A 23,593-nucleotide genomic window follows, 5' to 3' on the forward strand; every position below is an offset into this window, starting at 1 on the left:
ATCAGGCGCCGTTGCTTGCTCCTTCGTCGCGTACGCAACGGCACCTGATCGTCGGGACGGCCGCCGACCGCCGCTGCGCGGCGGACCCTCCTCGAGGTCGGGTCGTGCGGGGTAGGGGAGCGGATCTACTCACCGCTGTAGGTGCCGAAGCTCCAGAGGTTGCCTTCGGGGTCTTGGGCGCTGAAGCCGCGGGAGCCGTAGTCCTCGTCGCGGAGTCCGCGGATGATGGTTGCTCCCGCGGCGGTGGCGCGGGTGTGGAGGGCGTCGGGGTTGTCGGTGACGAGGTAGATGTTGGCGACGCCGGGTGGTCGGGTGCAGAAGGGGGAGTCGTCGTCGCGGCCGGTGGAGCCGAACATGATGCCGCCGCCTTCGGGCCAGCGCAGTTCGCCGTGTTCGACGATCGACGGGTCGTCGTCGCGGGCGTAGACGGCGGTCGCCTCGAAACCGAAGGCGGTGGTGAGAAACTCGATCATGGCGCGGGCGTCGGTGAAGGCCAGGCACGGCCAGACCGCGCCGCGGGTGTCGGTGGAAGTAGTCATGTCCTCAGCCTCGCGCTTCGACCGCCCCCGGGTCTTGGACGGATGGAATCTCCTCGGCCAGCCACGCTGTCGGCGCCACACCCGCCAGTTCGGCGAAGTCGCGATTCAGGTGCGCCTGGTCGTAGTAGCCGCAGGTGGCCGCGATCTGGGCGATCGAGACATACGACGGCGTGTTGGCGAGCATGCGGCGGGCGCGTTCGAATCGGATGATCCGGGCGGCCAGTTTGGGGCTCGCACCGAATTCGGCGGTGAACTTGCGGGTGAGGTGTTGTCTGCTCCAGCCGATGCGTTCGGCGAGGGGGTTGATCGGGCAGGTGCCGCCCGTACCGACGAGAGTGCGCCATGCCCAGGTCAATTCGGCGCCGGGGACCGATTCGGTGCGGGCCGCCGCTGTGAGCGCCCGGTCGCAGGCGGCGAACCTGCTCGGCCAATCCTCGTGCGCGTGCACAGCATCGGCGAGCTGATCACCCAAAGACCTTCGCGCTTGCGAGCATTCGATCGTCACATCCCACATCTCGCTCGCGGGCATCCCGAACAGCACACGACTGCCGAGCGGGGTGAGCTCGATGGCGACACCTTCCTGGAAACCGGTGTGCGCGATCATCGCCGGGGCGGCTTGTAGTCCGCTCAGGACACAGCGGTAGCTGCCCGGTGGTTGACGCCGATCGGTCTGCTCGACGACTTCGATCGGTGGGCCTGCGGCCACGATGAACGTCATGTGCCGCGAGGGCAGACCACGGTGCAGCCCCGGTTCGTAGCCCGTCATGCGATAACCCACGTACCGGTCGATGAACGCGGCCAGAACCGGCGCGGGGGCTGCCGTCACCACCTCCGTGGTCGCCTCCATAGTCGTCACGCTACGCCGAGGCCGAAGTGGCGGCCAGAACGATCGATGTCGGCATCGCACCGATGGCGCCCGCGGTCTCGAGTTCACCTCGGCGAGCCGCATCCGCCGCCGTCAACGGACGAGGACCTGCTCGGGCCGTGCGTCCACAGGCGGCGAAGCAGAATGTCGGACGGTGACCGCGGGGTCGGTCGACAGATGGTGCACTCGAATCAGCGGCGGCAAAGGTGGGATGCGAGGCCTGCGCGTCGCCTCGCGGAGTGTGTTGTTGAGCACGCGTCTGAGTGCTCTGGGTGGGGTAACCGAATCGAGAAGGTGCTCTCCGTATCTCGGCGTGTGCGGTGAGATATCGCACTCGGTGATTCCGGGCGTGTGGAAACACGAGGTCAGCCGGTTAATCTTGCGCCTTCGTCCAATTCTGTAGGAGGTGTCATGCGGCGGGTTCAGTACGAGCGCAGCAGTGGTCCGGAGGTGCTCGAGGTCGTCGCGGCCGAGGTGCCGGTGCCCGGTGCCGGTGAGCTGCTGGTCCGGGTGGAGGCGATCGGGGTCACCTTGTCGGCGATCCGGCGCATCAGCGTGGCGCAGCCGTTGCGGGCCGAAGTGGCCGGTGAGGTCGTCGCCGTCGGTGACGGGGTCGACGGGTACAGCGCCGGCTACCGCGTGGTCGGTGTCTGTGACGCCGACGCCTACGCCGAATACGTGCTGCTCTCGGTCGACCAGGCCTCCGCGATTCCCGACGGCGCCTCCGCCGTCGACGCCGTCGCCCTGATGCGCAGCGGGCTCGTCGCCCTCGGCGCACTCGACACCGTCGCCCCGCGTGAAGGCGAGACCGCACTGGTCACCGCCGCCGCGGGCGGAGTCGGCCACCTCGCGGTGCAGCTGGCCCGCGTGCGCGGCGCGAGCTGGGTGGTGGCCGCGGTCTCCGACGAGAGCAAAGCCGGCTTCGTCCGCGAACTCGGCGCCGACGAGGTGTACACCTACGACCAGCTGCACTGCGGCAAGCAGGCCGACTACGCCCTCGACGGTGTCGGCGGCAGCGACCTCGGCAACACCCTTATCGGCCTCGCCGAGGGCGGCCGCGCCGTCACCTACGGCAGCAGCGGCGCGATCGACACCGAGGACCTGCTCGGGGGCGGCAAGACCCTCACCGGTTTCCGCATCGGCCGCCTCGCCCAGCGCGACCCCGCCCGCTACGAAGACCTGCGCCAGGAGGTCTGGCAGCACTACGCGTCCGGTCTGCTGCACCCCGTCGTGCACGCCGAGTTCGCCCTCGACGACGCGGCCGCCGCCCACGCCGTCATCGAGCAGCGCACCAACCTGGGCAAGGTTGTCCTCGTTCCCTGAGCTGGTCGCTGTTCCGCCTCCCCGCGACTCCGGCCTGATTCAGGTGCGTGGAGATTGTCCGGGCGAGACAAGGTCTGCCGGGGCGGGGTCGCGGCGTAGGGGCAGACCCGTAGACTCTGATCCTTGTGAGCCTCACCCTCGGAATCGTCGGCCTGCCCAATGTCGGAAAGTCGACCCTGTTCAACGCGCTGACCAAGAACGACGTGCTGGCCGCGAACTACCCGTTCGCGACCATCGAACCCAACGTCGGCGTGGTCCCGTTGCCGGACAAGCGGCTCGACAAGCTTGCCGACATCTTCGGCTCCGAGCGGATCGTGCCCGCCGTCGTGTCGTTCGTCGACATCGCGGGCATCGTGAAGGGCGCCTCCGAAGGCGCGGGCCTGGGCAACAAGTTCCTCGCCAACATCCGTGAGGCCGACGCCATCTGCCAGGTGGTCCGCGTATTCGCCGACGACGACGTGATCCACGTCGACGGCCGGGTCGACGCCGCCGCCGACATCGAGGTCATCGAGACCGAGCTCATCCTCGCCGACCTGCAGACCCTCGAGAAGGCCATCCCACGCCTCGAGAAGGAAGCCCGCGTCAAGAAGGACCGCAAGCCCCTGCTCGACGCCGCCAAGGTGGCCGAGGGATTCCTCAACGAGGGCACCACCCTGTTCGCGGCGGGCAAGAAGATCGACGCCGAGCTGCTGCGTGAGCTGTCGCTGCTCACCATCAAGCCCTTCCTCTACGTCTTCAACGCCGACGAATCCGTCCTCACCGACGAGGCCAAGGTCGCCGAGCTGAAGGCCGCCGTCGCCCCCGCCGACGCCGTCTTCCTCGACGCCAAGGTCGAAGCCGAACTCCTCGAACTCGACGACGAATCCGCCCTCGAGCTCCTCGAATCCATCGGCCAGACCGAACCCGGCCTGCACGCCCTCGCCCGCGCCGGCTTCCACACCCTCGGCCTGCAGACCTACCTCACCGCAGGCCCCAAGGAAGCCCGAGCCTGGACCATCCACCAGGGCGACACGGCCCCCAAGGCCGCAGGCGTCATCCACACCGACTTCGAACGCGGCTTCATCAAAGCCGAAATCGTCGCCTTCGACGACCTGGTCGAAGCAGGCTCCATGGCCGCCGCCAAAGCCGCGGGCAAGGTTCGCATGGAAGGCAAGGACTACATCATGGCCGACGGCGACGTCGTGGAATTCCGCTTCAACGTGTAAGGCTTTTGCATCGGTTTCGGTGACGGATGTCTGCGTTGGTTGCATCGAACGCGGCCTCCAATCGGTCTGGCATAAAGCGGGGGATACTGACATGAGCACGGGATTCAACCCTTACCCTCCTGAGGCTCCGTGTCCTTGTGGCTCAGGTGCGGTGTATGTCGAATGTTGCCATTCGAAGGTATTCGAGGTCGGCCTCGATGAAGTTGGTGACGTGGTGCGCCGCGTGCCATTAACAGAAGAAGTGCAATCAGCGTTGAAGGCGGCTCTTCGCTCATTTAGCGCCCTGTACGGACGTGAGCCAGTTGGGGATGATCTGGTTTTCGGACACGTTTCCGATCCGACGGATTCAGTGTTTTCATCGGCCCGCCATTTTCTGGATTGTGGGGTTGATCCCGCGTTTGTTTATGCATATGTCCGAACAGATGGCCTCTTTCCGACTGCGGATAACGAGGGAAAAATCCCCGATGTAGACTTAGCGATGTTCGAGGAGTATGTGGCCGAGTATCATGCACCTGTAGAGCAGAGTTCTGGCCACGTAAGTTCCTTGGCGTTCGTCTCTATCGGCAATGAGATCATCGAGTCGCGGGTACAAGTCGCATGCGAGCAACTTCGAATGGTTCTCACCGACTTTCTGTCACGTCACCTGTCGGACGAGCACCGGCTCGATCGTATGCAGCCCAGTCGTGGGCGCGTGGGCGACTTCAGTGTGCAGACGCCGCTCGACTACGCCATGTTCTCAGCGCTCAAGACCAAACGGACCCTCCAAACTCTCGAGAGGATCTCGAATTCGCAGGCTCAGGAAAGCGTGTATGCACTGGCGAGGAGCGTGTACGAAAACACCGTCTTCCTTGATGCGATCGCGGACGATGAGTCGATATTCTGGCAAAGTATCTCACCCAAAGCTGATCAAGTAAACTACTCGTTTGGTTTGTACGACGATGGGCGAATAAATTACAATCATGTAATTCACCGAGTTACCGGCAAACGTGCGCCGACCAACCTGCGGTTCAGCGAGCTTGCGCAGCACCCCTCGCGATCTACGCATGGCCGTGAGCTGTACTCGCTCTTCTACGTTACTGCATGTCAGTTCGTGCATGTAGATATTCTCAGTGCGCGCGCATATTTTCACGACGCTGATCCGTTCGATGAACTCAATCCGGAGTTGATTGCCAGTTTGATCGCAACGGCGCTAATTGGAGATCTTGTTCGCGCGCTAGTTCGATCTGCGGGCGTGCAGTCGAGATGCAACTCGGATGTGAAGGTATTCTTGAAATCCCTAGGCGAAGGGCTTAGTGAGGCGCTTGAGTATGCAAAATCGGATCCCGATCATACGAACCCAATATTTGATGTCCTGCTCACCATGATTTCGAAATGGTAGGGATTCATTCCTCCACCAAAGCTACGTCACCGTAGGGTGCATATTTTTGCTCCGACCTTGGTCTGGGAGGGCTCCGCTGATCAGCTGTCACTGGCGGTGGACGAGGCACCGACGGCTGTGGAATTCTTTTTCTACCTACAGCGTTAACAGGCGCGTGGATTCCGAACGTTTGCCTCGCTACCGCTTGCTGACCGGCCCGGACGACTCGAGTTTCTGTTGGCGGGTCAGTGAAGCGCTGGATATGGGATACGAGTTGTATGGTGGGCCGGCTGCGACCTTCAACGGTGAGCAGGTGATCGTGGCTCAGGCGATTCTCTGGACCCGGGACGAGCCGACGCCGACAGCGTAGTCGTGGCGTAGGGATGGATCACCCGACTGCGCCGCCGGGCGGGATCGCCGGGACGATCGTCTTCACCGGGAGTTTGACCCGGGCAGAGCCCTGCCAGTAGCCGACGGTCGCATGGCCGGTGGTCGGGTCGAGGAAGGTGCAGTTGACGTTGCCGTAGGCGGTGCTGCCCGCGGGGGCTGAGGTCTGGAAGGAACTGCTGACCCAGCGGCCCTGGTGATTGGCGGAGCCGCCGATGGCGGTGTAGTCGAACTCGCGGTAGGTGCCGGTGGTATTCGCGCTGTTCTCGACGGACATGTCGCAGGCGGCGGTTCTGCCGGAGGGGATGTAGACCTGCCAACTGAGAGTGACGGTGCCCGGGGCGGGGCTGGTGATACCTCCGTCGACGCCGTTGGTGGCGTGCGCGGTGGGGGCGAGGGCGGTGAGGGCGGCCAAGCCGGTGATGAGCAGGGTTGTCGTCGCGAGCTTCTTGATCGGCATCCGGGGGCTCCTACGGGGTGGGATCGGGGCGTAGGTCAATCCAACGACGTGGGAGCGATCGGAGATACGGACCCGAGGGTGGTGCGCGCTGTACTCGGGGGTTCGCGTTCACCACCTAGGTGTGACAGCCAAAGCTCCATACGGCCGAGACGCGTCGAAAACAGGTGGGGTGAGGCGGTCGAGTTCGGTGAAGCCTGCGGAGGTGAGGACTTCGGCGAAGGTGTCGACGGGCCAGCGGTAGGCGGTTGTCACCTTGTGTGGAAACGGTTCGACAGCGGTTTTGTCGGTGAAGAAGCCGAGGACGAGCCGGCCCCCGGGGCGAAGAATTCGGCGGAATTCGGCCAGCACGGCAGGGATCTCGTCCGGCGGCAGGTGGATGAGGGAGAACCAGGAGAGCAGGCCCGCGAGGGATTCGTCCGGCGCGTCCATGGCGCGGATCGAGCCGACCTCGAACGGAATCCCGGGGTAGGTCGCGCGGGCGTGCTCGATGAATTCGGGGACCATGTCGAGGCCCTCGGCCGTGATACCGGCTTCGGTGAGGATGTGTGTGAAATGCCCCGGCCCGCAGCCGAGGTCGAGGACGGGACCCTCGGTGAGGTGGCGTAGGACGAAAGCGGAGTCCTCGGGATCGACGGCGGCGGGAGAGCCGCAGACCTCGATGTAGAGCTCGTGCAAGTCGCTGTAGGCCGCGCGGACGGTGTCATCAACCACGATGCGACCGTACCAACGCGAAACAGGGCGGTCGGTCTGTTGTTCGTTTGTGCGGAGGGGGACAGGGTAAGGCGGGAAGCGAGGAACCGACAAGCCAGACGAAGGGACCCGACCATGCCGATCAGGCCTGTCCGCCGCATTGCCCGCACACTGCTGGGGACGACGTTCATCGCCACCGGAGTGAACGGTTTGATGAATCCGAAGCCGCGTGCCGAGGCGGCCGCCGCCCTTGCCGACAAGGGGCGCGACAGCCTGCCCGACGCGCTGGCCGCCAAGGTCCCCGACGACCCCGGCAAGATGGTGCAGATCAACGCGATGGTGCAGGTGGCCGGTGGTCTGCTGCTGGCGAGCGGTCGCGCACCCCGCCCCGCCGCCTTCCTGCTCGCCGCGACCGTCGTCCCGGGCACCGTCACCGAACAGGACTTCTGGTCCGAATCCGACCCCGATCGCAAGGCGGTGAAGCGGGCGGGATTCCTGAAGGATCTCGGCCTGCTCGGCGGCCTGATGATCGCGGCGGCCGACACCGAGGGCAAGCCGTCGCTGGGCTGGCGGGGTCGCCGTGCCGCCCACAAGCTGATGGATCGCAGCCCGAGCCTGGCCGAGCAGGTGCGCGACGAAGGAGTGGTTGTCCTCGACGCCGCCAAGACGCGCGGTTCGCAGCTTGCTGAGGTCGCCAAGGAACGTGGCCCCCAGCTGGCGGAGCTGGCTCGCGCCCGCAGCGAGCAATTGGCCGAGCTGGCCAGGGAACGCGGGCCGCAGATCGCCGAAGCCGCCCGTGAACGCGGCGCGCACATCGCCGAGGTGGCGCGCGACCGTGGGCCCGAGGTCGCCGACGAGGCGCGCGGTCGCAGCTCGCACCTGGTCGAGGTGGCCAAGGAGCGCGGGTCGCAGCTGGCGGAGATCGCCAGGGAGCGTGGGTCGCAGGCGGCCGAGGTCGCGCGGGAACGTGGCGCGGAGGCGGCCGAAGTCGCGCGGAAACGTGGTGCGCGGGCGGCTGAGGTCGCGCGCGAACGCGGTGAAGAGGCCAAGGTCCGCGGTAAGTACGCGGCCGAGCTCGCTCGCGAACGTGGTGAGGAAGCCAAGATTCGCGGTAAGTACGCCGCCGAGCTGGCCCGCGAACGCGGTTCGGAGCTGACCAACGGCAAGCACCGCCGCCTCCCGGCCGCAGCGGCCGACCTCGCCGACCTCGTCGAAAAGACCACGTCCACAACGGCATCCGCGGTTCGTCAGCGTTCGGCCCGCCGATAGCCGAGAGCTCGACGCACCCGAAGGTCCGACTGCCGGACCATGAATAGGCCCAACCGCCGCACCGCCACAGCCGGTGCGGCGGTTGCCGTATCGGGCCGCCCTTGGGACTCTCCACAAGGATCTGCCCCGATATCCGTGGTCTGTCAGACCCGCCTCGCATGACGGAGTATGGGAACTCGCGCGGGAGATCGGGTAATCCCGGCGAATCGGGTTTGATGCCGCGCTCAGGTGTGAATACTGGGCTTTCGCAGTTGTTTTCGGAGAGTGGGATTCATCAGATGTTGTCCGGTCGTGAAACGTCCAAGCCGTATGCCGTTCGAGTCGCGTTGGTCGCGGCCGCGGTGACGATCGGGGTGCTCGGCTCGGCGGGCCAGGCCGCCGCGCTACCGGGCTCGGGTTCGGCGAGCGGGTCGGCCGATCTGGCGATCGGGTCGGCCACCGGTTCGGCGAACCTGGCGACGGGTTCGGCGGCGGGCTCCTCGGATACCGGTGCCGCGGGTGGCTACTTCGCCTGGCAGTCGTCGCAGTTCCTGAACAACACCCTGCGGTTCCTGCTGTCGCTGCCGCAGGGAAACCTCCGGTAGGCCACCTACTTCCAGGCCTTTTCCCAGCGCTCGGCGGCCCAGTCGCGCACATCGGGGCTCACCAGGATCGCGGGTAGCAGCAGGGCGAAACCGATCGCGAGCACCGCGAGCCGCACCCACACGCTGAGTTCGGCGAGCGCGCGCAACAACGCGGGCAGCACGCACACTGCCGCGAGGACGACCAGGATGATCGCGGCGAGGTTGCGGCCGGGGCCGGCGATCAACGCCGCGCAGGTACCGAAGCACAGTCCGAGTACCAGCCCGACGACGCCGACGAAGTAGTTGTCCCAGGCCAACCAGCCTGGGCGTGCTGTCCGTTGCGTGGCCACGGCCGCAGCTTAACTCGAGCAGCTACTGGTTTGCGGCGTCTCGGACGGAGCCGTCGAGAAGCGGGCAGAAGGTGACGAGCGACCATTCCCGCCGGGGCACGATCGAGTCGTGCACCTGCATGGTCATCGCTACGGCAGCGCCGGTCTCGGGGTGCCGGAACCGCTGCACGGGCCGGTCGAGGTGGGAGGGCACGTCGGGCTCGGTGGTCCAGAACCGTTCCCATTCCTCGGCGACCGCGCAGGCCGCGAAGAGCCGGTCGATCCGCTCCTTGGGCACAACGCCGGGACTCATCACCCGGAATCCGTAGACGCACAGGTGAACCTGCTTGTCCCAGTCGAGCATCACCTCGCGTGAACGCGGGTCGAGCAGCATCCATTCCAGCAGCGTGGTGCTGGTGTCGAGGCCGGGAAAGTACCGTGTCCAGGCCGAATTCGTGGCGACCACATCGTAGGTCGTGTACATCTGCAGGCTGGCTGGATACGAGATCGAGTTGAGCAGCACGAGATCGGCGGTGGGGATGTCGCTCGGGATGTCGGCCGCCGGGCTGCCGTAGCGGTCGGCCAGCGACAGCGACACCAGGTGATCGCGGAAAAGGGCCGGCACGTCGAGTGCGTCGAACAGCGCGGTGAGCGCCTCGAGTGTCGGTGTGCGCGAACCCTGTTCGATCTTCTGGATCAGGGCGGGGGAGATGCCCGCCCGCGCGCTGAGTGCGACGCGGGTGAGGCCTGCCGCCTCGCGACGTTCGCGCAGGTACCTGGCGATCGCCAGGTGCGGGTCTTCCACGTCCGGTCCTCTTTCCTGCGGTGGGACAAACTGGGACAGTCGTCTAGCTTGACCGACCGTACGGCGTTCGCGAAAATTCTTACAGCCGGGCGGGGCAGCGCCGGGCTGTCCATCAGTAGTTCCGGAGCGGAACGGTCGCCGGAGGGGACGGCACGCGTGGTTGTCGCGCGCGCCGAGAGCGCCGTCGCCTGTGGAGGCGTCGATACCCGGGTGGCGCAGGGGTCCACCCGGTGATCACGACCCGCGTCCGCTCCGGGACCACGCTGCGAGATTCTTCCGTATACAGGGAACCGCCGGCCCTCGCGATTCGTCTAATGAAGCAGAGACCGATGAAAGCGGGGGGCGATGACGCAGCTGCAGACCGGGCGGACCGGGCGCGGTTCCAGATGGATCCTAGGTATTTCCGGCGTGCTCGCGGCCACGGCGGTGCTGGTCGCCGGGCTGGTGTGGTGGCAGCACGACTGGGGTGAGCCGTTCCCGGCCCTCGACAGCGAACACCTCGACGAACAGCAGATCGCGCTGGTCGACGTGTTGCGCCGCGAATACGAGAAGCCAGGTGACGGACCCAAGTACGCCGAGGGTGTGAAGGAGGCGTGGTGCGCCGACTTCGTCAGCTGGACCATGCGCGAGGCGGGCAGGCCACTGAGCAACCCGAACTCCGGTTCCTGGCGCATCCCCGGGGTGTACACGCTGCAGGAGTACTACGAGACCGTCGGCCGCTTCACCCGGCCCGACGTGGGTTACCGGCCGCGCACCGGCGACGTGGTGCTCTACGGTCCCGACAGCCCGCTCGGTCAGCACACCAACATCGTGTTGAAGGCCGAGGGTGACACGATCACCACCATCGGCGGCAACGAGATGGGCACCATCCGGATCCGCACCATCGAGGTGAGCGAAACGCCCGACCTCGTGGGGTACGGACGATTCTGAAAGTTACTGTCGCGCAAGGTAACCGACCCCACCGACGCGGCACGACCGGGCCGGTACACGTACGATGGTTCACGCGGCGCCCGGCAGCGCCGCAGCCGACCCCTCCGTCCTGCTTCCCCCTCATCGGCAGGACGGAGGAGTTGCGCCGACACCTGGCCGCGCACACCGATCCCGTACCGTGTTCGATGTGCGTGTGAAGGTGACCGGAGAAGCACGTCGTGACCCGAAGCGGATCGAGTACGCCGATTTCGGCGAGCGATTCGTCAGGTACGCGGTGACCGAGGACCGGATCGCCGCCGCCGTCGCGGGCATGACCGGGCGTGGTGTGCAGATCGGTCCGTTCTCCCTCGGCCCGGCGGGATTGGCAGGCTTCGCCGCCGAGGGCACCCTCGGTACCCCGGTGGTCACCCGCAATCCCGGCGACGCGCTCACCTTCGGCGTGAAGGTCCCCCTGAAACTCGCGGTGAACCTGATTCTCGGTGGCCGCAAACTCGGCGTGGCCGCCCTCGTCGAGATCGCCCTCACCCTGCACGCCCGCACCGCCGCACCGCTGCTCCTCGTCATGGACGTCGGCACGGTGACGGCCAAGGACGTGAGTTTCACCCTGCGTGCCGAGGCCATCGACACCGCCTGGGAAATGCTGCTCGACCCCATCGCGGGCCTCGTGCAGCGCGAGGTCGCGGGCCGGGTGAACGCCATCATCAGCGATCCCAAGGCGCGAGCCGAGCGCGTGTTCGACATCGAGGCGATCCTCGACGGTTACCGCTCCCCGCACCGCAACGACACCGTGTTCGACTGGATCGACCACCGCGAGTTCGGTCTGCGCTTCTTCACCCAGATCGTCACCCGCGACCGCGTGCACAGCGTGGTCGCCCAGATGGCCGGCGGGGAGATCGCGATCGGACCGCTGTCGGAGGGCCCGCGCGGCGCGGCGACGGTGACCGTGCGTGGCGCGATCGAGCAGCCGCGGGTGGTCGAGCGCGGTGCGGCGGTGCCCGGTGAGCTGCGGGTGTTCGACATGACCCTGCCGGTCGGCCTCGACATCACCGTCGACGTGCTCAAGGCCAACCATTACCGCGCCGACCTCGAGATCCCCCTCGTCCTCACGGCGCGCGCCGCCGAACCACTGCAGATCGTGATCGAGGTGCCGCCGCCCGCCATCGAGGACATCTCGATGGAATTCACCGCCAAGGGTTTGCGCGCCGCGACGCTCGCCCGGCTGGCAGGCATCAAGAAACAGGTGATGGCCCAGGTCGTCGCCGTGGTGAGTACCGAGCTCGCCGACCCTTCGGGCCGGACCATCGACGTCGGCGCTGCCATCGACGGCGCGACCTGAGCTGTGACCGATGGTGCTGCTGTGATTACTGGGTCTAGCGGTGCCGGTGTGAGCTGTGGTGAAATGAGTCGCACGTTCTAGGCTCCCGGCGCGTACGGGGTTGACGCGCCGGGCTCGCTTGCCGGTTGTGGTCGGGTTGCGCGAAGGAGTCCTGTCATGCGTTCTGTTCCGGTCACCCGGCGTGAGTTCTTCGGATTCGCCGCCGCGACAACTCTCGGCCTCGGATTGGCTGCCACGCCTGCCGCGGCCCAGTCCTACGGCACCCTCGTCGACTATGCCGCAGGCGTACCGTCGGCCGAGGCGATCAAGGCCGCGGGCCACATCGGTGTGATCCGCTACGTCTCCGACCGCAGGCCGGGTGCGGAGTGGATGGAGGGCAAACCGCTGCTGCCCGGCGAAGTGGAAGACCTGTGGGCGCACGGGTTGTCGATCGTGTCGAACTACCAGTTCGGCAAGGGCCCGACCGCCGATTGGCGCGGTGGCCTCGAAGCGGGCAAGCAACATGCCGAACGCGGCTGGGAACTGCACACGGCCGCAGGCGGCCCGGACACCGCCCCGATCTACGCCTCGATCGACGACAACCCCTCTGAGCAGGAGTTCGACGAGATGATCGCGCCCTACATCGAGGGCTGGCAGTCGGTGCTCGGCCCCGACCTCGTCGGCATCTACGCCAACACACCGACCATCGACCGCGCCCTCGCCGCGGGTCTCGGTTCCTGGTTCTGGCAACACAATTGGGGCACCCCGAGAGGTTTCGTGCACGACAACGCCCATCTGCACCAGTTCGAGATCGACAAGCGCGCCATCGACGGCGTCGGCGTCGACGTGAACACCGTCCTGGCCTCGGACTACGGCCAGTGGTGACCCCCTGAAACAACTCGAGCCCGGCACCGTTCGCGAGAACGGGACCGGGCTCGAGCTCTGCCTACCTACACGGTGAAGAAACCGAGGGTCGGCATGAAGTTGCAGGTGCGCGGGGCGGCGCCCTCGGCGGCGGTGGTCAGCGAGCCGGAGATCACCGCGACCACCCGGCCGTGACCGGTGTTGGCGATGGTCGACAGCGTGGCGGGCCCACCGGGGTTGATCTTCGCCTCGTCGGTGAGCGTCTGCACGCCCGACTGACGGGTATCGAGGTTGAGCCACTGCACCGTCATCGGCGGGTTCTGTTCGGCGGTCGGCGCCTTGGTGCCGAGCGCGGTGAACACGAAACCGGCCTGGCCGGCGGCGGGGCCGGGCGGGGGCAGCTGCGCCGGACCGGGGACCGCGAGCGCGGTACCGACCGAGTCGGCGCCGTCACCGATGCACGCCTTGCCGATGGTCGGGTACAGGAACTGCGCGATGACCGGGCCGTTCTCGGGGATGTCGGGTCCACCGCCGCCGCTGCCGTCGAGGAAGGTGATGATCCGCTCCAGCGTCGCCTTGATGGCCGGCGGCAGATTCATGGTCGCCAGCAGGACCCGCGCCTGATCGAGCAGGGCGGTCTGCGGGCTCGCGACATCGGCGGGACCGGCGATCAGGCCGGTCACAGCGGGCGCGAAAGCGGCGAGCGCGTCGACCGGGACGCCCTCGGGCACCATCGGCACGCTGACCGGGGCCGCCTGCGCGGCGGGCGCGGCCGTTGTCGACGCGGGCACGGCGAGCATGGCGCCTGCCGCGAGGGCGAGAGCGGTCGTTGCGATCCGCGATGCTCGGCTACGAAGCACTTGTCCAGCCGTCCTTACCTCGGTGTTGCGATGGGCGAGGGTTGTCGGTCCCCATGACGGGGTCACTCTAAGGACAACGCTGCCGTGTTGTACAGCCGCCGGGCCCGTGAAGACATCCCGGCCGAAAATACTCTGCATCGAAGCTAGCCCCCGAACGTGTTACCAGTGGGGACGTTGATGCAACTGTGACCAGCAGTGTCGCGCAGCGGACTACTGGACCCCGGTTTTCGGCCCGCCTCGATTCTGGAGCGACGGAGCGAAGGAGCGAAGCGACTGAGCGGAGGAGTGAAGAATCGAGGCCCGCCAGGGCCGAAAACCCGCGGCGCCAGCCGCCGAACAAACACAGCTATTGTGATCTGGCACCGCGTACGCGCCATTTCATACGACCGAAAGCACGGCCTTGAACCGACACCTCCGATGGGCTCTCGCGCTGCTCGGACTGTCCGTGCTCGCCCGGCTGGCCTGGATGCTGTTCGCGCCCAACGGGCTCAACGTCGTCGACCTGCACGTGTACGTCGATGGTTCGGCCTCGCTGCTCACCGATCGTCTCTACGACTTCACCTACGCGGAGAAGACACCCGACTTCCCGCTGCCGTTCACGTATCCGCCGTTCGCCGCGCTGGTCTTCTTCCCCCTGCACTACCTGCCGTTCCCGGTGGTCGCGGTCGGCTGGATGCTGGCGACCGTCGCCGCGCTCTACGGCGTGATCGCGATCAGTTTCGAACTGCTGCTCGGTAAGGACACGGCGCGGGAAACGAAGTGGGTCACCGCCGCGGTCGGCTGGACCGCGCTCGGTGTGTGGCTCGAGCCGGTGCGCACGACGATCGATTACGGCCAGGTGAATGTGTTCCTGGTGTTCGGCGCGATGCTCGCGGTGCGCAGCTCGCGGTGGTGGGTCTCCGGTGGGCTCGTCGGTGTGATCGCGGGGATCAAATTGACGCCTGCGATCACCGGCCTCTATTTCGTGGCGCGGCGTCGGTGGGCGACGGTGGTGTGGTCGGCGGCGGCGTTCGGCCTGACGGTCGCTGTGAGTTTTCTCATCAATGCCCACGAGGCTAAGCGCTATTTCGGCACGCTCCTCGGTGACGCCGACCGGATCGGCCCGGTGGGTTCGGTGTGGAATCAGTCGTTGCGTGGCGCGTTGAGCCGCATCCTCGGCTACGACGTGGGTTCGGGTCCGTGGTGGATCGCGGGCGTGCTCGTCACCGCCGTGCTGGCGTTCCTGGCCTGGCGCACCCTCGGCCCCGACGACCGGCTCGGCACCCTGGTGCTCGTGCAGCTGTTCGGCCTGATGATCTCGCCGATCTCCTGGTCGCACCACTGGGTGTGGCTGATTCCCACTGTGTTGTGGCTGCTCTACGGCCCGCTGAAGGCCGAGCGCATGGCGCGCGCGCTCGCCGCCTTCTGGGTGCTGACGATGCTGGTCGGCGTGCCGTGGGTGCTGTCGTTCGCGCAGCCGACGATCTGGGAGATCCCACGTCCGTGGGTGCTGGCCTGGCTCGGCGCGGTGGATGTGATCGGGGTGTTCGTGCTGCTCGGCTGGCTGGTATGGCACGGGCGCGACACACTCGCCGCGCAGGTGCGCGGCCGTCGCGCGGTTGAGGTCGCGGCGGGCTGACTCAGCCCGCGACGATGTCGTCGATCACGTGCGCCATCGCCGTGTCCTGCCCGGTGAGCCCGCCCGCCGAATGTGTGCTGAGCGTGAAACGGATTGTGCGCCAACGGATATCGATGTCGGGATGATGATCGGCCTGTTCGGCGGCGGTGGCGACCTTGCGGACGAGTTCGATGCCGTCGAGGAAACTCGGGGCTTTCACCGTCCGGGTGATGGAGTCGCCTTCGCGCGACCAGTCCGGCAGCGTGGCCAGGGCGATGGTGATCTCGGGGTCGGAGAGCAGCGAATTACCCATAACTGCAGTTCTACGCCTCATCCGGGCAGGGCGCATCGCCCGTCGTCGGATGCTCAGGCGGCGCGCGCCTGTTTCAGGGCCTTTTTGAGATCTTTACCGCTCAGACCGGCGGCTTCGGCCTTCTTCATACGCATGATGACGACGGGGCATTTGAAGCAGCGTGTCTTCTTCCGACAGCACTTTTTCTTCGGCTTGAGGCTGGAAACCTTCTTCGCCTTTACCTTGCCCACGCGGGTTAGCTTACCCTAAGTACAAAGGCTGACACGTGCCCGCCACTTCGGTACCGGTAGTCTGGAACAGGCCGCGAGCAAGATTCATGCGTGCCAAATACATCAACAGCAGGAGGATCCAGGCGTGTCGTCTACACGCGATTTCCGCAACGTCGCCATCGTGGCCCACGTCGACCACGGCAAGACGACCCTGGTCGACGCCATGCTTCGTCAGTCGGGCGCGTTCGCTGAGCGAGCCGAACTGGTCGACCGAGTCATGGACTCCGGTGACCTCGAGCGCGAGAAGGGCATCACCATTCTCGCGAAGAACACCGCCGTCCACCGGCACCATCCCGACGGTTCCGTCACCGTCATCAATGTCATCGATACCCCCGGCCACGCCGACTTCGGTGGTGAGGTCGAACGCGGCCTCTCCATGGTCGACGGTGTCGTCCTGCTCGTCGACGCGTCCGAGGGGCCGCTCCCGCAGACCCGTTTCGTGCTGCGCAAGGCGCTCGCGGCCAAGCTGCCGGTGATCCTGGTCGTCAACAAGACCGACCGCCCCGACGCCCGCATCGCCGAGGTCGTCGAGGAGTCGCACGATCTGCTGCTCGACCTGGCCTCGGATCTCGACGACGAGGCCGCCGAAGCCGCCGAGCTCGCGCTCGACCTGCCGGTGCTCTACGCCTCGGGTCGTGAGGGCAAGGCGTCCAAGGAGCAGCCGGAGAACGGCCAGGCGCCCGCCGCCGAGAACCTCGACGCGCTGTTCGACGTGCTCATGGAGTACATCCCGGCGCCCAAGGGCGACCCGGAAGGCCCGCTGCAGGCCCACGTCACCAACCTCGACGCCTCGGCCTTCCTCGGCCGTCTCGCGCTGGTTCGTATCTTCAGCGGTGAGCTGCGCAAGGGCCAGAACGTGGCCTGGATCAACGCCGACGGCGTGAAGACCGTCAAGATCACCGAGCTGCTGCAGACCGTCGGTGTGGAGCGTCTGCCCGGTGAGGTCGCCGTGGCCGGTGACATCGTCGCCATCGCGGGCATCTCCGACATCATGATCGGCGACACCCTCGCCGACGTGGAGAACCCGGTCGCGCTGCCGCGCATCTCGGTCGACGAGCCCGCCATCTCGGTGGTCATCGGCACCAACACCTCGCCGCTGGTCGGCCGGGTGCAGGGCCACAAGCTCACCGCCCGCATGGTGAAGGCGCGTCTGGATCAGGAACTGATCGGCAACGTGTCGCTGCGCGTGCTCGACATCGGCCGTCCCGACGCCTGGGAGGTGCAGGGCCGTGGTGAGCTGGCGCTGGCCATCCTGGTCGAGCAGATGCGCCGCGAGGGCTTCGAGCTCACCGTCGGCAAGCCGCAGGTGGTCACCAAGCAGGTCGACGGCAAGGTGCACGAGCCGTTCGAAGAGCTGACCATCGACTGCCCCGACGAGTACCTGGGTGCCATCACCCAGCTGCTGGCCGCCCGCAAGGGCAAGATGGTGCAGATGAGCAACCACGCCGCCGGTTGGGTGCGCATGGAGTTCATCGTCCCGTCGCGTGGCCTGATCGGCTTCCGCACCGTGTTCCTCACCGAGACCCGCGGCACCGGCATCGCCAACGCCGTGTCCCACGGGTACGCGCCGTGGGCCGGTGAGATCCGCGCCCGCCACACCGGTTCGCTGGTGTCGGACCGCGCGGGCTCGGTCACCCCGTTCGCGATGATCCAGCTGGCCGACCGTGGTCAGTTCTTCGTCGAGCCGGGCGCGGAGACCTACGAGGGCCACGTGGTCGGCATCAACCCGCGTGCCGAGGATCTCGACATCAATGTGACCCGCGAGAAGAAGCTGACCAACATGCGCAGCGCGACCGCGGACACCTTCGAGACCATGGCCAAGCCCCTGCAGCTCGATCTCGAGCTGGCGATGGAGTTCTGTGCCGGCGACGAGTGCGTCGAGGTCACCCCCGAGGTGGTTCGCGTGCGCAAGGTCGTGCTCGGTGCCAACGAGCGGGCGCGTGACCTGTCGCGTCGCAAGGCCCGAGACAAGGCCGCCGCCTCGAGCTAGCGGTCGGTAGGTGTTTCACGGCGTCGGCCGGGTACCGGAAACGGGCCCGGCCGACGCCTTTTGTGCAGTCCGGCAACGGATCGAGGGGTCAAGTAGAGTGCGCAGGGTGAATTCGGGGTGGCGCGCGATGTGGCGCGCGATGGTGCTGGCGATGATCGCCTCGACGGTGGTCGTGGCCGGGTGCACCGCGAATCCGCCGCCGCCGATCGAGAGCACCGATTCGCCCAAGACCACCCAGGCCAAGCCGGGCAAGAACACCGTCGTCGTCGCCATCGACGACATCGGGATCGGATTCAATCCGCATCTGCGTTCGGATCAGTCGCCCGCGACCAACGCGGTGAGTTCGATGGTGTTGCCGAGCCCGTTCCGGCCGGTGCCCAATCCGGCGCATCCCGGTGTGGTGGATTTCGTGCCCGACTCGGCGCTGATCGTGTCGGCCGATGTGACCTCGCAGGAACCGTTCACCATCACCTATACCCTGCGTAATCAGGCGAATTGGTCCGATGGTGCGCCGATCGCCGCCGAGGACTTCCGGTTCCTGTGGCAGCAGATGATCTCCCAGCCCGGTGTGGTCGATCCGGCGGGCTACCGGCTGATCTCCGACGTGGCGTCCTCGGGTGGGGGCAAAACGGTCACTGTGACGCTGACCCAGCCGTATCCGGCATGGCGTGAGCTGTTCGCGAATCTGCTGCCCTCGCATCTGGTGAAGGACTCCCCGGGCGGATTCACCAGCGGACTCGTGGACCGGATTCCGGTGTCGGGCGGCAACTTCACGATCAAGTCCGTGGATCGCGGGCGCGACGAGATCCTGCTCGAACGCAACGACCGGTTCTGGGGCACCCCCGCCGCACCCGATCAGATCCTGTTGCGGCGCGGCGGATCTCCCTCCCAGCTCGCCGAGTCCCTGCGCACCGGCGACGCGCAGATGGCGCTGGTGCACGGCGGGGTCGCCACCCAGGCGCAACTCGCCGCCATCCCGTCGGTGCGCACGACGATCATGCCGCAGGCGCGGGAACTGCAACTCACCCTCAACGGCCGCTCCGGCGACCTGATCGACGTGCGGGTGCGCAAAGCGCTGCTCGCTCTGCTCGATCCCGCCCTGCTCGCCACCGTCGGGGCGCAGAGCGGTGGCTGGGTGGAACCCGCTCGCGCCCAAGTACTTCCACCGTCGAGCCCCGGCTATCTGCCGACCGCCCCGCCCCGGCTCAGCGCCGACGAGGCGTTCGCCCTGCTGGCCGAGGCCGGTTTCGGGCGGGCACCGGAGACGCCGCAGACGAGTTCGCCCACTTCGCCCGCACCGCAGCCACGTTCGGTGGCGCGCAACGGCAAGGGCTTGTCGGTACGCATCGGCGCGGTCGCCGAGGACGAGGCGGCACTGGCCGTCGCCAACACCGCCGCCGACCAATTGCGCAGTGCCGGAATCGATGCCACCGTGCGCGGCATCCCCGCCGACGAACTGTACGGTCGCGAACTCACCGAGTCGTCGGTCGACGCGATCGTCGGGTGGGAACTCGCGGGCGGTGATCCGGCGACGGTGCTCGCCTCCCGGTATGGATGCCCGCCGGTGGAGCCGCCGGGTGCCGACGGCCCGGTGCTGGCCGCGGCCGAGGCCTACCGGCAGGCGCCGAGCAATGTCGGCGGCGTCTGCGATCCGGGCTTGCAACCGTCGATCGACGAGGCGCTGCGCGGAATCGACGTGGGCCGGATCGTCGCCGAGGCCGAGCCCAAGCTGTGGGAACTGTCGACGGTGCTGCCGATCGTGCAGGACAACGTCGTCGCGGCGGCGGGCCCGCGCGTGGACGGTGCGTCCCTGTCGGGCGCCATCCAGGTCGGCATCTTCGGTGATACGGCACAGTGGCGGAGGATCCCATGACGCGCGAGACCGGCGGCCTGCTCCTGGTGCACGCCCACCCCGACGACGAAACCCTCACCACCGGTGGCACCATCGCGCACTACCGCCGTCGCGGTGTGCCGGTGACAGTGGTGACCTGCACGCTCGGTGAGGAAGGTGAGGTCATCGGCGAACGCTGGGCGCGCCTGATCGCCGCCGAGGCCGACCAGCTCGGCGGCTACCGCATCAGCGAACTCACCGCCGCCCTGGCCGCGCTGGACGCGGGCGAACCGTTGTTCCTCGGTGGGCCGGGTCGCTGGCGTGATTCCGGGATGGCGGGCACGCCGTCGGCCGAGCATCCGCGCGCGTTCGTGAACTCCGGTGACGCGGCGGTCGACGAACTCGTCGCGGTGCTGCTGGAACTGCGCCCGCGCGTGGTCGTCACCTACGACCCGCGCGGCGGCTACGGCCATCCCGACCACATCCGGGCACACCACGTCACCACCGCCGCCGTGGCCGCGGCCGCCGAACAGGGCTACGACGTGCCCAAGTTCTACTGGACCGTCACCGACGCCGACCTGCTGCGCCAGCACACCGCCGCCCTCGCCCGCCGCACCGTCGACGGGCTGCCCGGCGCCCTGCCGGAAGGGTGGCGGTTGCCCGTGGAGGCGGAGCTGGCGGCGATGTCGACAACCGCCGGGGTGAGCACCGTGGTCGACGTGTCGGATGTGCTCGCCGCCAAGCGTGCGGCCATGCGCGCGCACGCCACCCAGGTGACCCTCGCACCGAGCGGCCGGGAGTTCGCGCTGTCGAACAACATCGCCCTGCCGGTGCTGCCGGAGGAACATTTCACCCTGGTGCGTGGCACCCGTGGGCCGGTCGGCGACGACGGGTTCGAGCACGACCTGTTCGCCGGCCTCGAATGAGCCGACCGGCCGAATAGACTCGCCCGCATGGTGACCTCCGACCAGTCAACCGCGCGCCGTGGCGTGCGTCTGCCCGCACCGCCCGATCCCCTCGTCGCCGGGCTCATCGTCGTGTTGCTCATGGTCGACGCGCTCATCACCCTCGCGCTCGAGGTGCTGTTCCTGCCGCTGTACATCGGGTCGGTGCCGCTGCCGATCGCGGCGCTGGTGGCCGGAGTGGTGAATGTCGGTCTGGTGTACGGGATGGCGAGCGTCACCGATCGGCTCGGTTTCGTCTTCGCGCCGATCGTGTTGTGGCTCTTCGGTTTCCTGCTGTGCGCTTCGCGCGGTCCGGGTGGTGACGTGATGCTCGGCAACGACGGTCGCACCCTGCTGCTGCTGGCCTGCGGGGTGCTCGCGCCCATGGGTTACCTGTATTCCCGGGCGAATTCGGCCCGCGCCCGCCCAGCGGGCTGATCACGCTCGACGGGTCTCGATTCCGTCGAGGATGAGGTCCAGTTCGCGGGTGAACTTGTCGAAGACGGCCGGATCGGGCTTGTCGCGCAACCGCGCGAGCTGGTCGGTGTAGCGCTGGTGCAGGCGGGGGAACGGACGGGCGGCGGCCTCGCTGGCGGCCAGCACCTGGGTGGCCCACTGTTCGCTGGACAGGCCGCTCTGCGCGATCGTCATCAGCATGGCGGCCTCGCCACCGCAGGAGCCGACGACGAACTGGAAGACGGCGTTGCCAGCGATGTCGACCACGTCGTCGGGCAGGCCCGCGGCGTCGAGGATCGCGATCATCGAGTCGGTGAGTCGCATCATGTTGGGGCCGAGGTACATCAGCGCGGCGGTGCTGAGTACGACGGTGATCCAGGGGTGCGCGAGCAGGGTCTTGCGCACCCCGGCGGCTTGTTCGTGCATCACCTCGCGCCAGCGGTCGCCGTCGGGGGCTGGAACCGGAACCTCGCCGATCACCTGGTCGACGACCAGTTCCAGCAGCTCGTCCTTGTTGGCGACGTGGGTGTAGAGCGAGGTGGCGCCCGCGCCGAGCCGGGCGCCGAGTTTGCGCATGCTCAGGGCATCGAAACCCTCCTCGTCGAGCAGGCGGATCGCCTCCGCCACGATCTGGTCGCGGCTCAGCGCGGGTTGGTCGCGGCGTTCGCGGGGCGGCCTGGTCCACACCGACGGGATCCCGGTCGGGCTCGCTGCCATCGCTGCCTCCTCTTCTGTGACGGGTTCCGTCCAGCATAGCCGGTTCATGAACAGTGTTCGGTTGCCGTACAACGTTCCCCTTGCGCACATCGTTCACTAGACCGTACAGTGTTCGCATTGACCGCACAGTGTGCGGATAGCTTCGGAAAGGGGAGCAGAGATGTCAACGCTCACGAAGGTGCGCGATCCGCGCCGGTGGCTGATCCTGATCGTGCTGTGCCTGAGCAGCCTGGTTCTGGTCGTGGACAACATGGTGCTCACGGTCGCGATCCCACAGATCGCCACCGACCTCGGCGCGAGCGCCCAGCAGATCCAATGGATCATCGACGCCTACCTGCTGGTCTTCGCGGGCCTGCTGCTCACCTCCGGCAGCCTCTCCGACCGGTTCGGCCGCAAGCTGGTGATGATCATCGGGCTGGTGATATTCGGCGCGGCCTCCCTGCTCGCGGCCTATGCGGGCAGTCCGGAACTGCTGATCGCCGGGCGCGCGCTGATGGGCATCGGCGGGGTGCTCATCATGCCGAGCACACTGTCGATCCTGATCACCGTCTTCGACGACGACGAACGACCCAAGGCCATCGGCGCGTGGAGTGCCGTGGCGACCGTTGGCCTGGTCGGCGGCCCCGTGGTGGGTGGTGTGCTGCTCGAACACTTCTGGTGGGGTTCGGTTTTCGTCATGAACGTGCCGATCGTCGTGGTCGCTCTCGTCGCCGCGCTCGTGCTCATGCCCGAATCGAAGGGCCCGTGGCGCACCCCCGACTTCCCCGGCATGCTCACCTCCATCGTCGGCATGACGGCGCTGGTCTGGACGATCATCTCGGTGCCGCACGCGGGCTGGACCGATTCCGGTGTGCTCGCCGGCTTCGCCGTGACGGTCGTTGCCCTCGCCGCCTTCGTCGTGCGTGAGCTGCGCACCGACTCGCCGATGGTTCCGCTGCACTTGTTCCGCGACCGCACCTTCACCGGGTCGAGCTTCTCGCTGGTGCTGGTGACCTTCGCCAACGGCGGGCTCGTGCTCGTGCTCACCCAGTACCTGCAGTTCGTGCTCGGCTACACCCCGATGCGCACCGCGCTCGCCTTCACCCCGATGGCGGTGACGCTGCTGCTGGCCAACGGGATCGGAGCGGTGCTGGTCGGCAAGCTGGGGGCGCGGATCGTCACCATCGCCGGACTCGTGGTGGTCGCCGCCGGTTTCGCGGTCCTCGCCACCCTCGACGCGGGCGCGAGCTTCACCCTGCCCGCCGTGGCGATGGCGCTGCTCGGTGCCGGTGGCGGCCTGGCCATGCCCGCCGCGATCGGCGCGCTGATGAGTGCGGTTCCCGAGGACCACGCGGGGGTGGGTTCGGCGCTCAACGACACCATCCAGCAGGCGGGCGCCGCGCTCGGTGTCGCGGTGCTCGGCGCCATCCTGGCGGGCACCTTCGCCGGCGCCATGCCGGACTCCGCGCCGCACGCGGCGCGGGAGTCCATCGCGGGTGCGCTCGGCACCGGTGACGCCGGGCTGATCGGCCTGGCTCGCGACGCCTTCTGCACCGCCATGCAGGTCACCTTCGGTGTGGGTGCGCTCGCATCGGTCGCGGCCGCGGCCCTCGCGGTGGTGTTGATGCGGGACGTGAAAAAGCCTGTGGCCGAGACAGATTCGGCATCGGAGGCGGTGGGCGTCTGAAGCCCTGATGAGCCAAGGGTCCAGCGGGCGGCAGTGCTCCGCCGTGCGG

Annotated in this window: 25 protein-coding genes; 15 read left to right on the top strand and 10 right to left on the bottom strand. The window is 67.4% G+C overall.

Going from position 1 to position 23,593, the window contains the following annotated elements; all coding sequences use genetic code 11:
* Positions 1–125 precede the first annotated feature (125 nt).
* Positions 126–539 (bottom strand): VOC family protein, encoded by a 414-nt coding sequence (locus ACSVDM_RS30070; protein ID WP_439269066.1) that lies wholly within the window; start codon positions 537–539, stop codon positions 126–128.
* Positions 540–543: 4 nt separating this feature from the next.
* Entirely contained in the window at positions 544–1,386 is an 843-nt protein-coding gene (locus ACSVDM_RS30075; protein ID WP_439269067.1) for a helix-turn-helix domain-containing protein, read from the bottom strand.
* Between the two features lie 429 nt (positions 1,387–1,815).
* Between ACSVDM_RS30075 and ACSVDM_RS30080 the strand changes: the two genes are divergently transcribed.
* The 4 genes from ACSVDM_RS30080 to ACSVDM_RS30095 all read left to right on the top strand — a co-directional run bounded on the left by ACSVDM_RS30080 (position 1,816) and on the right by ACSVDM_RS30095 (position 5,659).
* The gene (locus tag ACSVDM_RS30080; protein ID WP_439269068.1) at positions 1,816–2,727 is read left to right on the top strand and encodes a quinone oxidoreductase family protein; all 912 of its coding nucleotides are present in this window, start codon (positions 1,816–1,818) and stop codon (positions 2,725–2,727) included.
* A 125-nt stretch (positions 2,728–2,852) separates the two neighbouring features.
* Positions 2,853–3,932: a redox-regulated ATPase YchF gene (gene ychF, locus ACSVDM_RS30085; RefSeq protein ID WP_439269069.1), complete on the top strand. Its 1,080-nt coding sequence runs from the start codon at positions 2,853–2,855 to the stop codon at positions 3,930–3,932.
* 91 nt (positions 3,933–4,023) lie between these two features.
* Positions 4,024–5,310, top strand: coding sequence for a hypothetical protein (locus ACSVDM_RS30090; RefSeq protein WP_439269070.1), 1,287 nt, complete (start codon positions 4,024–4,026; stop codon positions 5,308–5,310).
* 154 nt (positions 5,311–5,464) lie between these two features.
* Positions 5,465–5,659 carry a DUF1737 domain-containing protein gene (locus tag ACSVDM_RS30095; RefSeq protein WP_439269071.1) on the top strand — a complete coding sequence of 65 codons (195 nt, stop codon included), beginning with the start codon at positions 5,465–5,467 and terminating at the stop codon, positions 5,657–5,659.
* An 18-nt stretch (positions 5,660–5,677) separates the two neighbouring features.
* On the opposite strand, the gene ACSVDM_RS30100 is transcribed toward ACSVDM_RS30095, so the two are convergent.
* A complete protein-coding gene (locus tag ACSVDM_RS30100) occupies positions 5,678–6,136 on the bottom strand; it encodes a hypothetical protein (RefSeq protein WP_439269072.1) in 459 nt (152 codons plus the stop codon).
* Between the two features lie 108 nt (positions 6,137–6,244).
* Positions 6,245–6,847 (bottom strand): class I SAM-dependent methyltransferase, encoded by a 603-nt coding sequence (locus ACSVDM_RS30105; protein WP_439269073.1) that lies wholly within the window; start codon positions 6,845–6,847, stop codon positions 6,245–6,247.
* Positions 6,848–6,961: 114 nt separating this feature from the next.
* On the opposite strand from ACSVDM_RS30105, the gene ACSVDM_RS30110 reads away from it, so the two are divergent.
* On the top strand, positions 6,962–8,095 hold the full coding sequence (locus ACSVDM_RS30110; RefSeq protein WP_439269074.1) for a DoxX family membrane protein: 1,134 nt from the start codon (positions 6,962–6,964) through the stop codon (positions 8,093–8,095).
* 278 nt (positions 8,096–8,373) lie between these two features.
* On the top strand, positions 8,374–8,679 hold the full coding sequence (locus ACSVDM_RS30115; RefSeq protein WP_439269075.1) for a hypothetical protein: 306 nt from the start codon (positions 8,374–8,376) through the stop codon (positions 8,677–8,679).
* A gap of 5 nt (positions 8,680–8,684) precedes the next feature.
* Here the strand turns inward: ACSVDM_RS30115 and ACSVDM_RS30120 are convergent, their stop codons facing one another.
* Both ACSVDM_RS30120 and ACSVDM_RS30125 read right to left on the bottom strand, forming a co-directional pair.
* Entirely contained in the window at positions 8,685–9,008 is a 324-nt protein-coding gene (locus ACSVDM_RS30120; protein ID WP_439269076.1) for a hypothetical protein, read from the bottom strand.
* Positions 9,009–9,030: 22 nt separating this feature from the next.
* On the bottom strand, positions 9,031–9,792 hold the full coding sequence (locus ACSVDM_RS30125; protein WP_439269077.1) for a helix-turn-helix domain-containing protein: 762 nt from the start codon (positions 9,790–9,792) through the stop codon (positions 9,031–9,033).
* 345 nt (positions 9,793–10,137) lie between these two features.
* Here ACSVDM_RS30125 and ACSVDM_RS30130 point away from each other — a divergent pair, with 345 nt between their 5' ends.
* The 3 genes from ACSVDM_RS30130 (at position 10,138) to ACSVDM_RS30140 (ending at position 12,922) form a co-directional block, all read left to right on the top strand.
* Positions 10,138–10,722, top strand: a complete 585-nt coding sequence (locus ACSVDM_RS30130; protein WP_067485722.1) for a CHAP domain-containing protein — start codon at positions 10,138–10,140, stop codon at positions 10,720–10,722.
* 187 nt (positions 10,723–10,909) lie between these two features.
* The gene (locus tag ACSVDM_RS30135; protein WP_245655276.1) at positions 10,910–12,058 is read left to right on the top strand and encodes a hypothetical protein; all 1,149 of its coding nucleotides are present in this window, start codon (positions 10,910–10,912) and stop codon (positions 12,056–12,058) included.
* Positions 12,059–12,214: 156 nt separating this feature from the next.
* Complete coding sequence (locus ACSVDM_RS30140) at positions 12,215–12,922, top strand: DUF1906 domain-containing protein (RefSeq protein ID WP_439269078.1); 708 nt, start codon at positions 12,215–12,217, stop codon at positions 12,920–12,922.
* A gap of 65 nt (positions 12,923–12,987) precedes the next feature.
* Here the strand turns inward: ACSVDM_RS30140 and ACSVDM_RS30145 are convergent, their stop codons facing one another.
* Entirely contained in the window at positions 12,988–13,761 is a 774-nt protein-coding gene (locus ACSVDM_RS30145) for an Rv1157c family protein (protein ID WP_067485726.1), read from the bottom strand.
* Positions 13,762–14,161: 400 nt separating this feature from the next.
* On the opposite strand from ACSVDM_RS30145, the gene ACSVDM_RS30150 reads away from it, so the two are divergent.
* Positions 14,162–15,379 (top strand): mannosyltransferase, encoded by a 1,218-nt coding sequence (locus ACSVDM_RS30150; protein WP_439269079.1) that lies wholly within the window; start codon positions 14,162–14,164, stop codon positions 15,377–15,379.
* Between the two features lies 1 nt (position 15,380).
* On the opposite strand, the gene ACSVDM_RS30155 is transcribed toward ACSVDM_RS30150, so the two are convergent.
* Together ACSVDM_RS30155 and ACSVDM_RS30160 are read right to left on the bottom strand one after the other, a co-directional pair.
* Positions 15,381–15,671 carry a 4a-hydroxytetrahydrobiopterin dehydratase gene (locus tag ACSVDM_RS30155; RefSeq protein WP_439269080.1) on the bottom strand — a complete coding sequence of 97 codons (291 nt, stop codon included), beginning with the start codon at positions 15,669–15,671 and terminating at the stop codon, positions 15,381–15,383.
* 53 nt (positions 15,672–15,724) lie between these two features.
* A complete protein-coding gene (locus ACSVDM_RS30160; RefSeq protein ID WP_166655726.1) occupies positions 15,725–15,901 on the bottom strand; it encodes a hypothetical protein in 177 nt (58 codons plus the stop codon).
* A 124-nt stretch (positions 15,902–16,025) separates the two neighbouring features.
* On the opposite strand from ACSVDM_RS30160, the gene typA reads away from it, so the two are divergent.
* From typA to ACSVDM_RS30180, 4 genes are all read left to right on the top strand, one after another.
* Positions 16,026–17,930 carry a translational GTPase TypA gene (gene typA / locus ACSVDM_RS30165; RefSeq protein WP_067485732.1) on the top strand — a complete coding sequence of 635 codons (1,905 nt, stop codon included), beginning with the start codon at positions 16,026–16,028 and terminating at the stop codon, positions 17,928–17,930.
* Between the two features lie 127 nt (positions 17,931–18,057).
* On the top strand, positions 18,058–19,803 hold the full coding sequence (locus tag ACSVDM_RS30170; RefSeq protein ID WP_439269084.1) for an ABC transporter family substrate-binding protein: 1,746 nt from the start codon (positions 18,058–18,060) through the stop codon (positions 19,801–19,803).
* Entirely contained in the window at positions 19,800–20,687 is an 888-nt protein-coding gene (gene mshB / locus ACSVDM_RS30175; RefSeq protein ID WP_439269081.1) for an N-acetyl-1-D-myo-inositol-2-amino-2-deoxy-alpha-D-glucopyranoside deacetylase, read from the top strand. The genes ACSVDM_RS30170 and mshB overlap by 4 nt, the downstream gene beginning before the upstream one ends.
* 27 nt (positions 20,688–20,714) lie before the next feature.
* Entirely contained in the window at positions 20,715–21,143 is a 429-nt protein-coding gene (locus ACSVDM_RS30180; RefSeq protein WP_439269082.1) for a hypothetical protein, read from the top strand.
* On the opposite strand, the gene ACSVDM_RS30185 is transcribed toward ACSVDM_RS30180, so the two are convergent.
* Positions 21,144–21,878, bottom strand: coding sequence for a TetR/AcrR family transcriptional regulator C-terminal domain-containing protein (locus tag ACSVDM_RS30185; RefSeq protein ID WP_067485736.1), 735 nt, complete (start codon positions 21,876–21,878; stop codon positions 21,144–21,146).
* A gap of 160 nt (positions 21,879–22,038) precedes the next feature.
* Between ACSVDM_RS30185 and ACSVDM_RS30190 the strand changes: the two genes are divergently transcribed.
* Positions 22,039–23,544, top strand: coding sequence for an MFS transporter (locus ACSVDM_RS30190; protein WP_439269083.1), 1,506 nt, complete (start codon positions 22,039–22,041; stop codon positions 23,542–23,544).
* The last annotated feature ends 49 nt before the right edge of the window (positions 23,545–23,593 follow it).

This window comes from Nocardia sp. JW2, from assembly GCF_051843015.1.
Lineage (GTDB): Bacteria > Actinomycetota > Actinomycetes > Mycobacteriales > Mycobacteriaceae > Nocardia > Nocardia coubleae.

Coding starts and splice junctions, on each gene's coding strand:
- ACSVDM_RS30070 (WP_439269066.1), bottom strand. CDS start 539: ATGACTACTTCCACCGACACCCGCGGCGCGGTCTGGCCGTGCCTGGCC.
- ACSVDM_RS30075 (WP_439269067.1), bottom strand. CDS start 1,386: ATGGAGGCGACCACGGAGGTGGTGACGGCAGCCCCCGCGCCGGTTCTG.
- ACSVDM_RS30080 (WP_439269068.1), top strand. CDS start 1,816: ATGCGGCGGGTTCAGTACGAGCGCAGCAGTGGTCCGGAGGTGCTCGAG.
- ACSVDM_RS30090 (WP_439269070.1), top strand. CDS start 4,024: ATGAGCACGGGATTCAACCCTTACCCTCCTGAGGCTCCGTGTCCTTGT.
- ACSVDM_RS30100 (WP_439269072.1), bottom strand. CDS start 6,136: ATGCCGATCAAGAAGCTCGCGACGACAACCCTGCTCATCACCGGCTTG.
- ACSVDM_RS30110 (WP_439269074.1), top strand. CDS start 6,962: ATGCCGATCAGGCCTGTCCGCCGCATTGCCCGCACACTGCTGGGGACG.
- ACSVDM_RS30115 (WP_439269075.1), top strand. CDS start 8,374: ATGTTGTCCGGTCGTGAAACGTCCAAGCCGTATGCCGTTCGAGTCGCG.
- ACSVDM_RS30130 (WP_067485722.1), top strand. CDS start 10,138: ATGACGCAGCTGCAGACCGGGCGGACCGGGCGCGGTTCCAGATGGATC.
- ACSVDM_RS30140 (WP_439269078.1), top strand. CDS start 12,215: ATGCGTTCTGTTCCGGTCACCCGGCGTGAGTTCTTCGGATTCGCCGCC.
- ACSVDM_RS30155 (WP_439269080.1), bottom strand. CDS start 15,671: ATGGGTAATTCGCTGCTCTCCGACCCCGAGATCACCATCGCCCTGGCC.
- ACSVDM_RS30170 (WP_439269084.1), top strand. CDS start 18,058: ATGTGGCGCGCGATGGTGCTGGCGATGATCGCCTCGACGGTGGTCGTG.
- mshB (WP_439269081.1), top strand. CDS start 19,800: ATGACGCGCGAGACCGGCGGCCTGCTCCTGGTGCACGCCCACCCCGAC.
- ACSVDM_RS30180 (WP_439269082.1), top strand. CDS start 20,715: ATGGTGACCTCCGACCAGTCAACCGCGCGCCGTGGCGTGCGTCTGCCC.
- ACSVDM_RS30185 (WP_067485736.1), bottom strand. CDS start 21,878: ATGGCAGCGAGCCCGACCGGGATCCCGTCGGTGTGGACCAGGCCGCCC.
- ACSVDM_RS30190 (WP_439269083.1), top strand. CDS start 22,039: ATGTCAACGCTCACGAAGGTGCGCGATCCGCGCCGGTGGCTGATCCTG.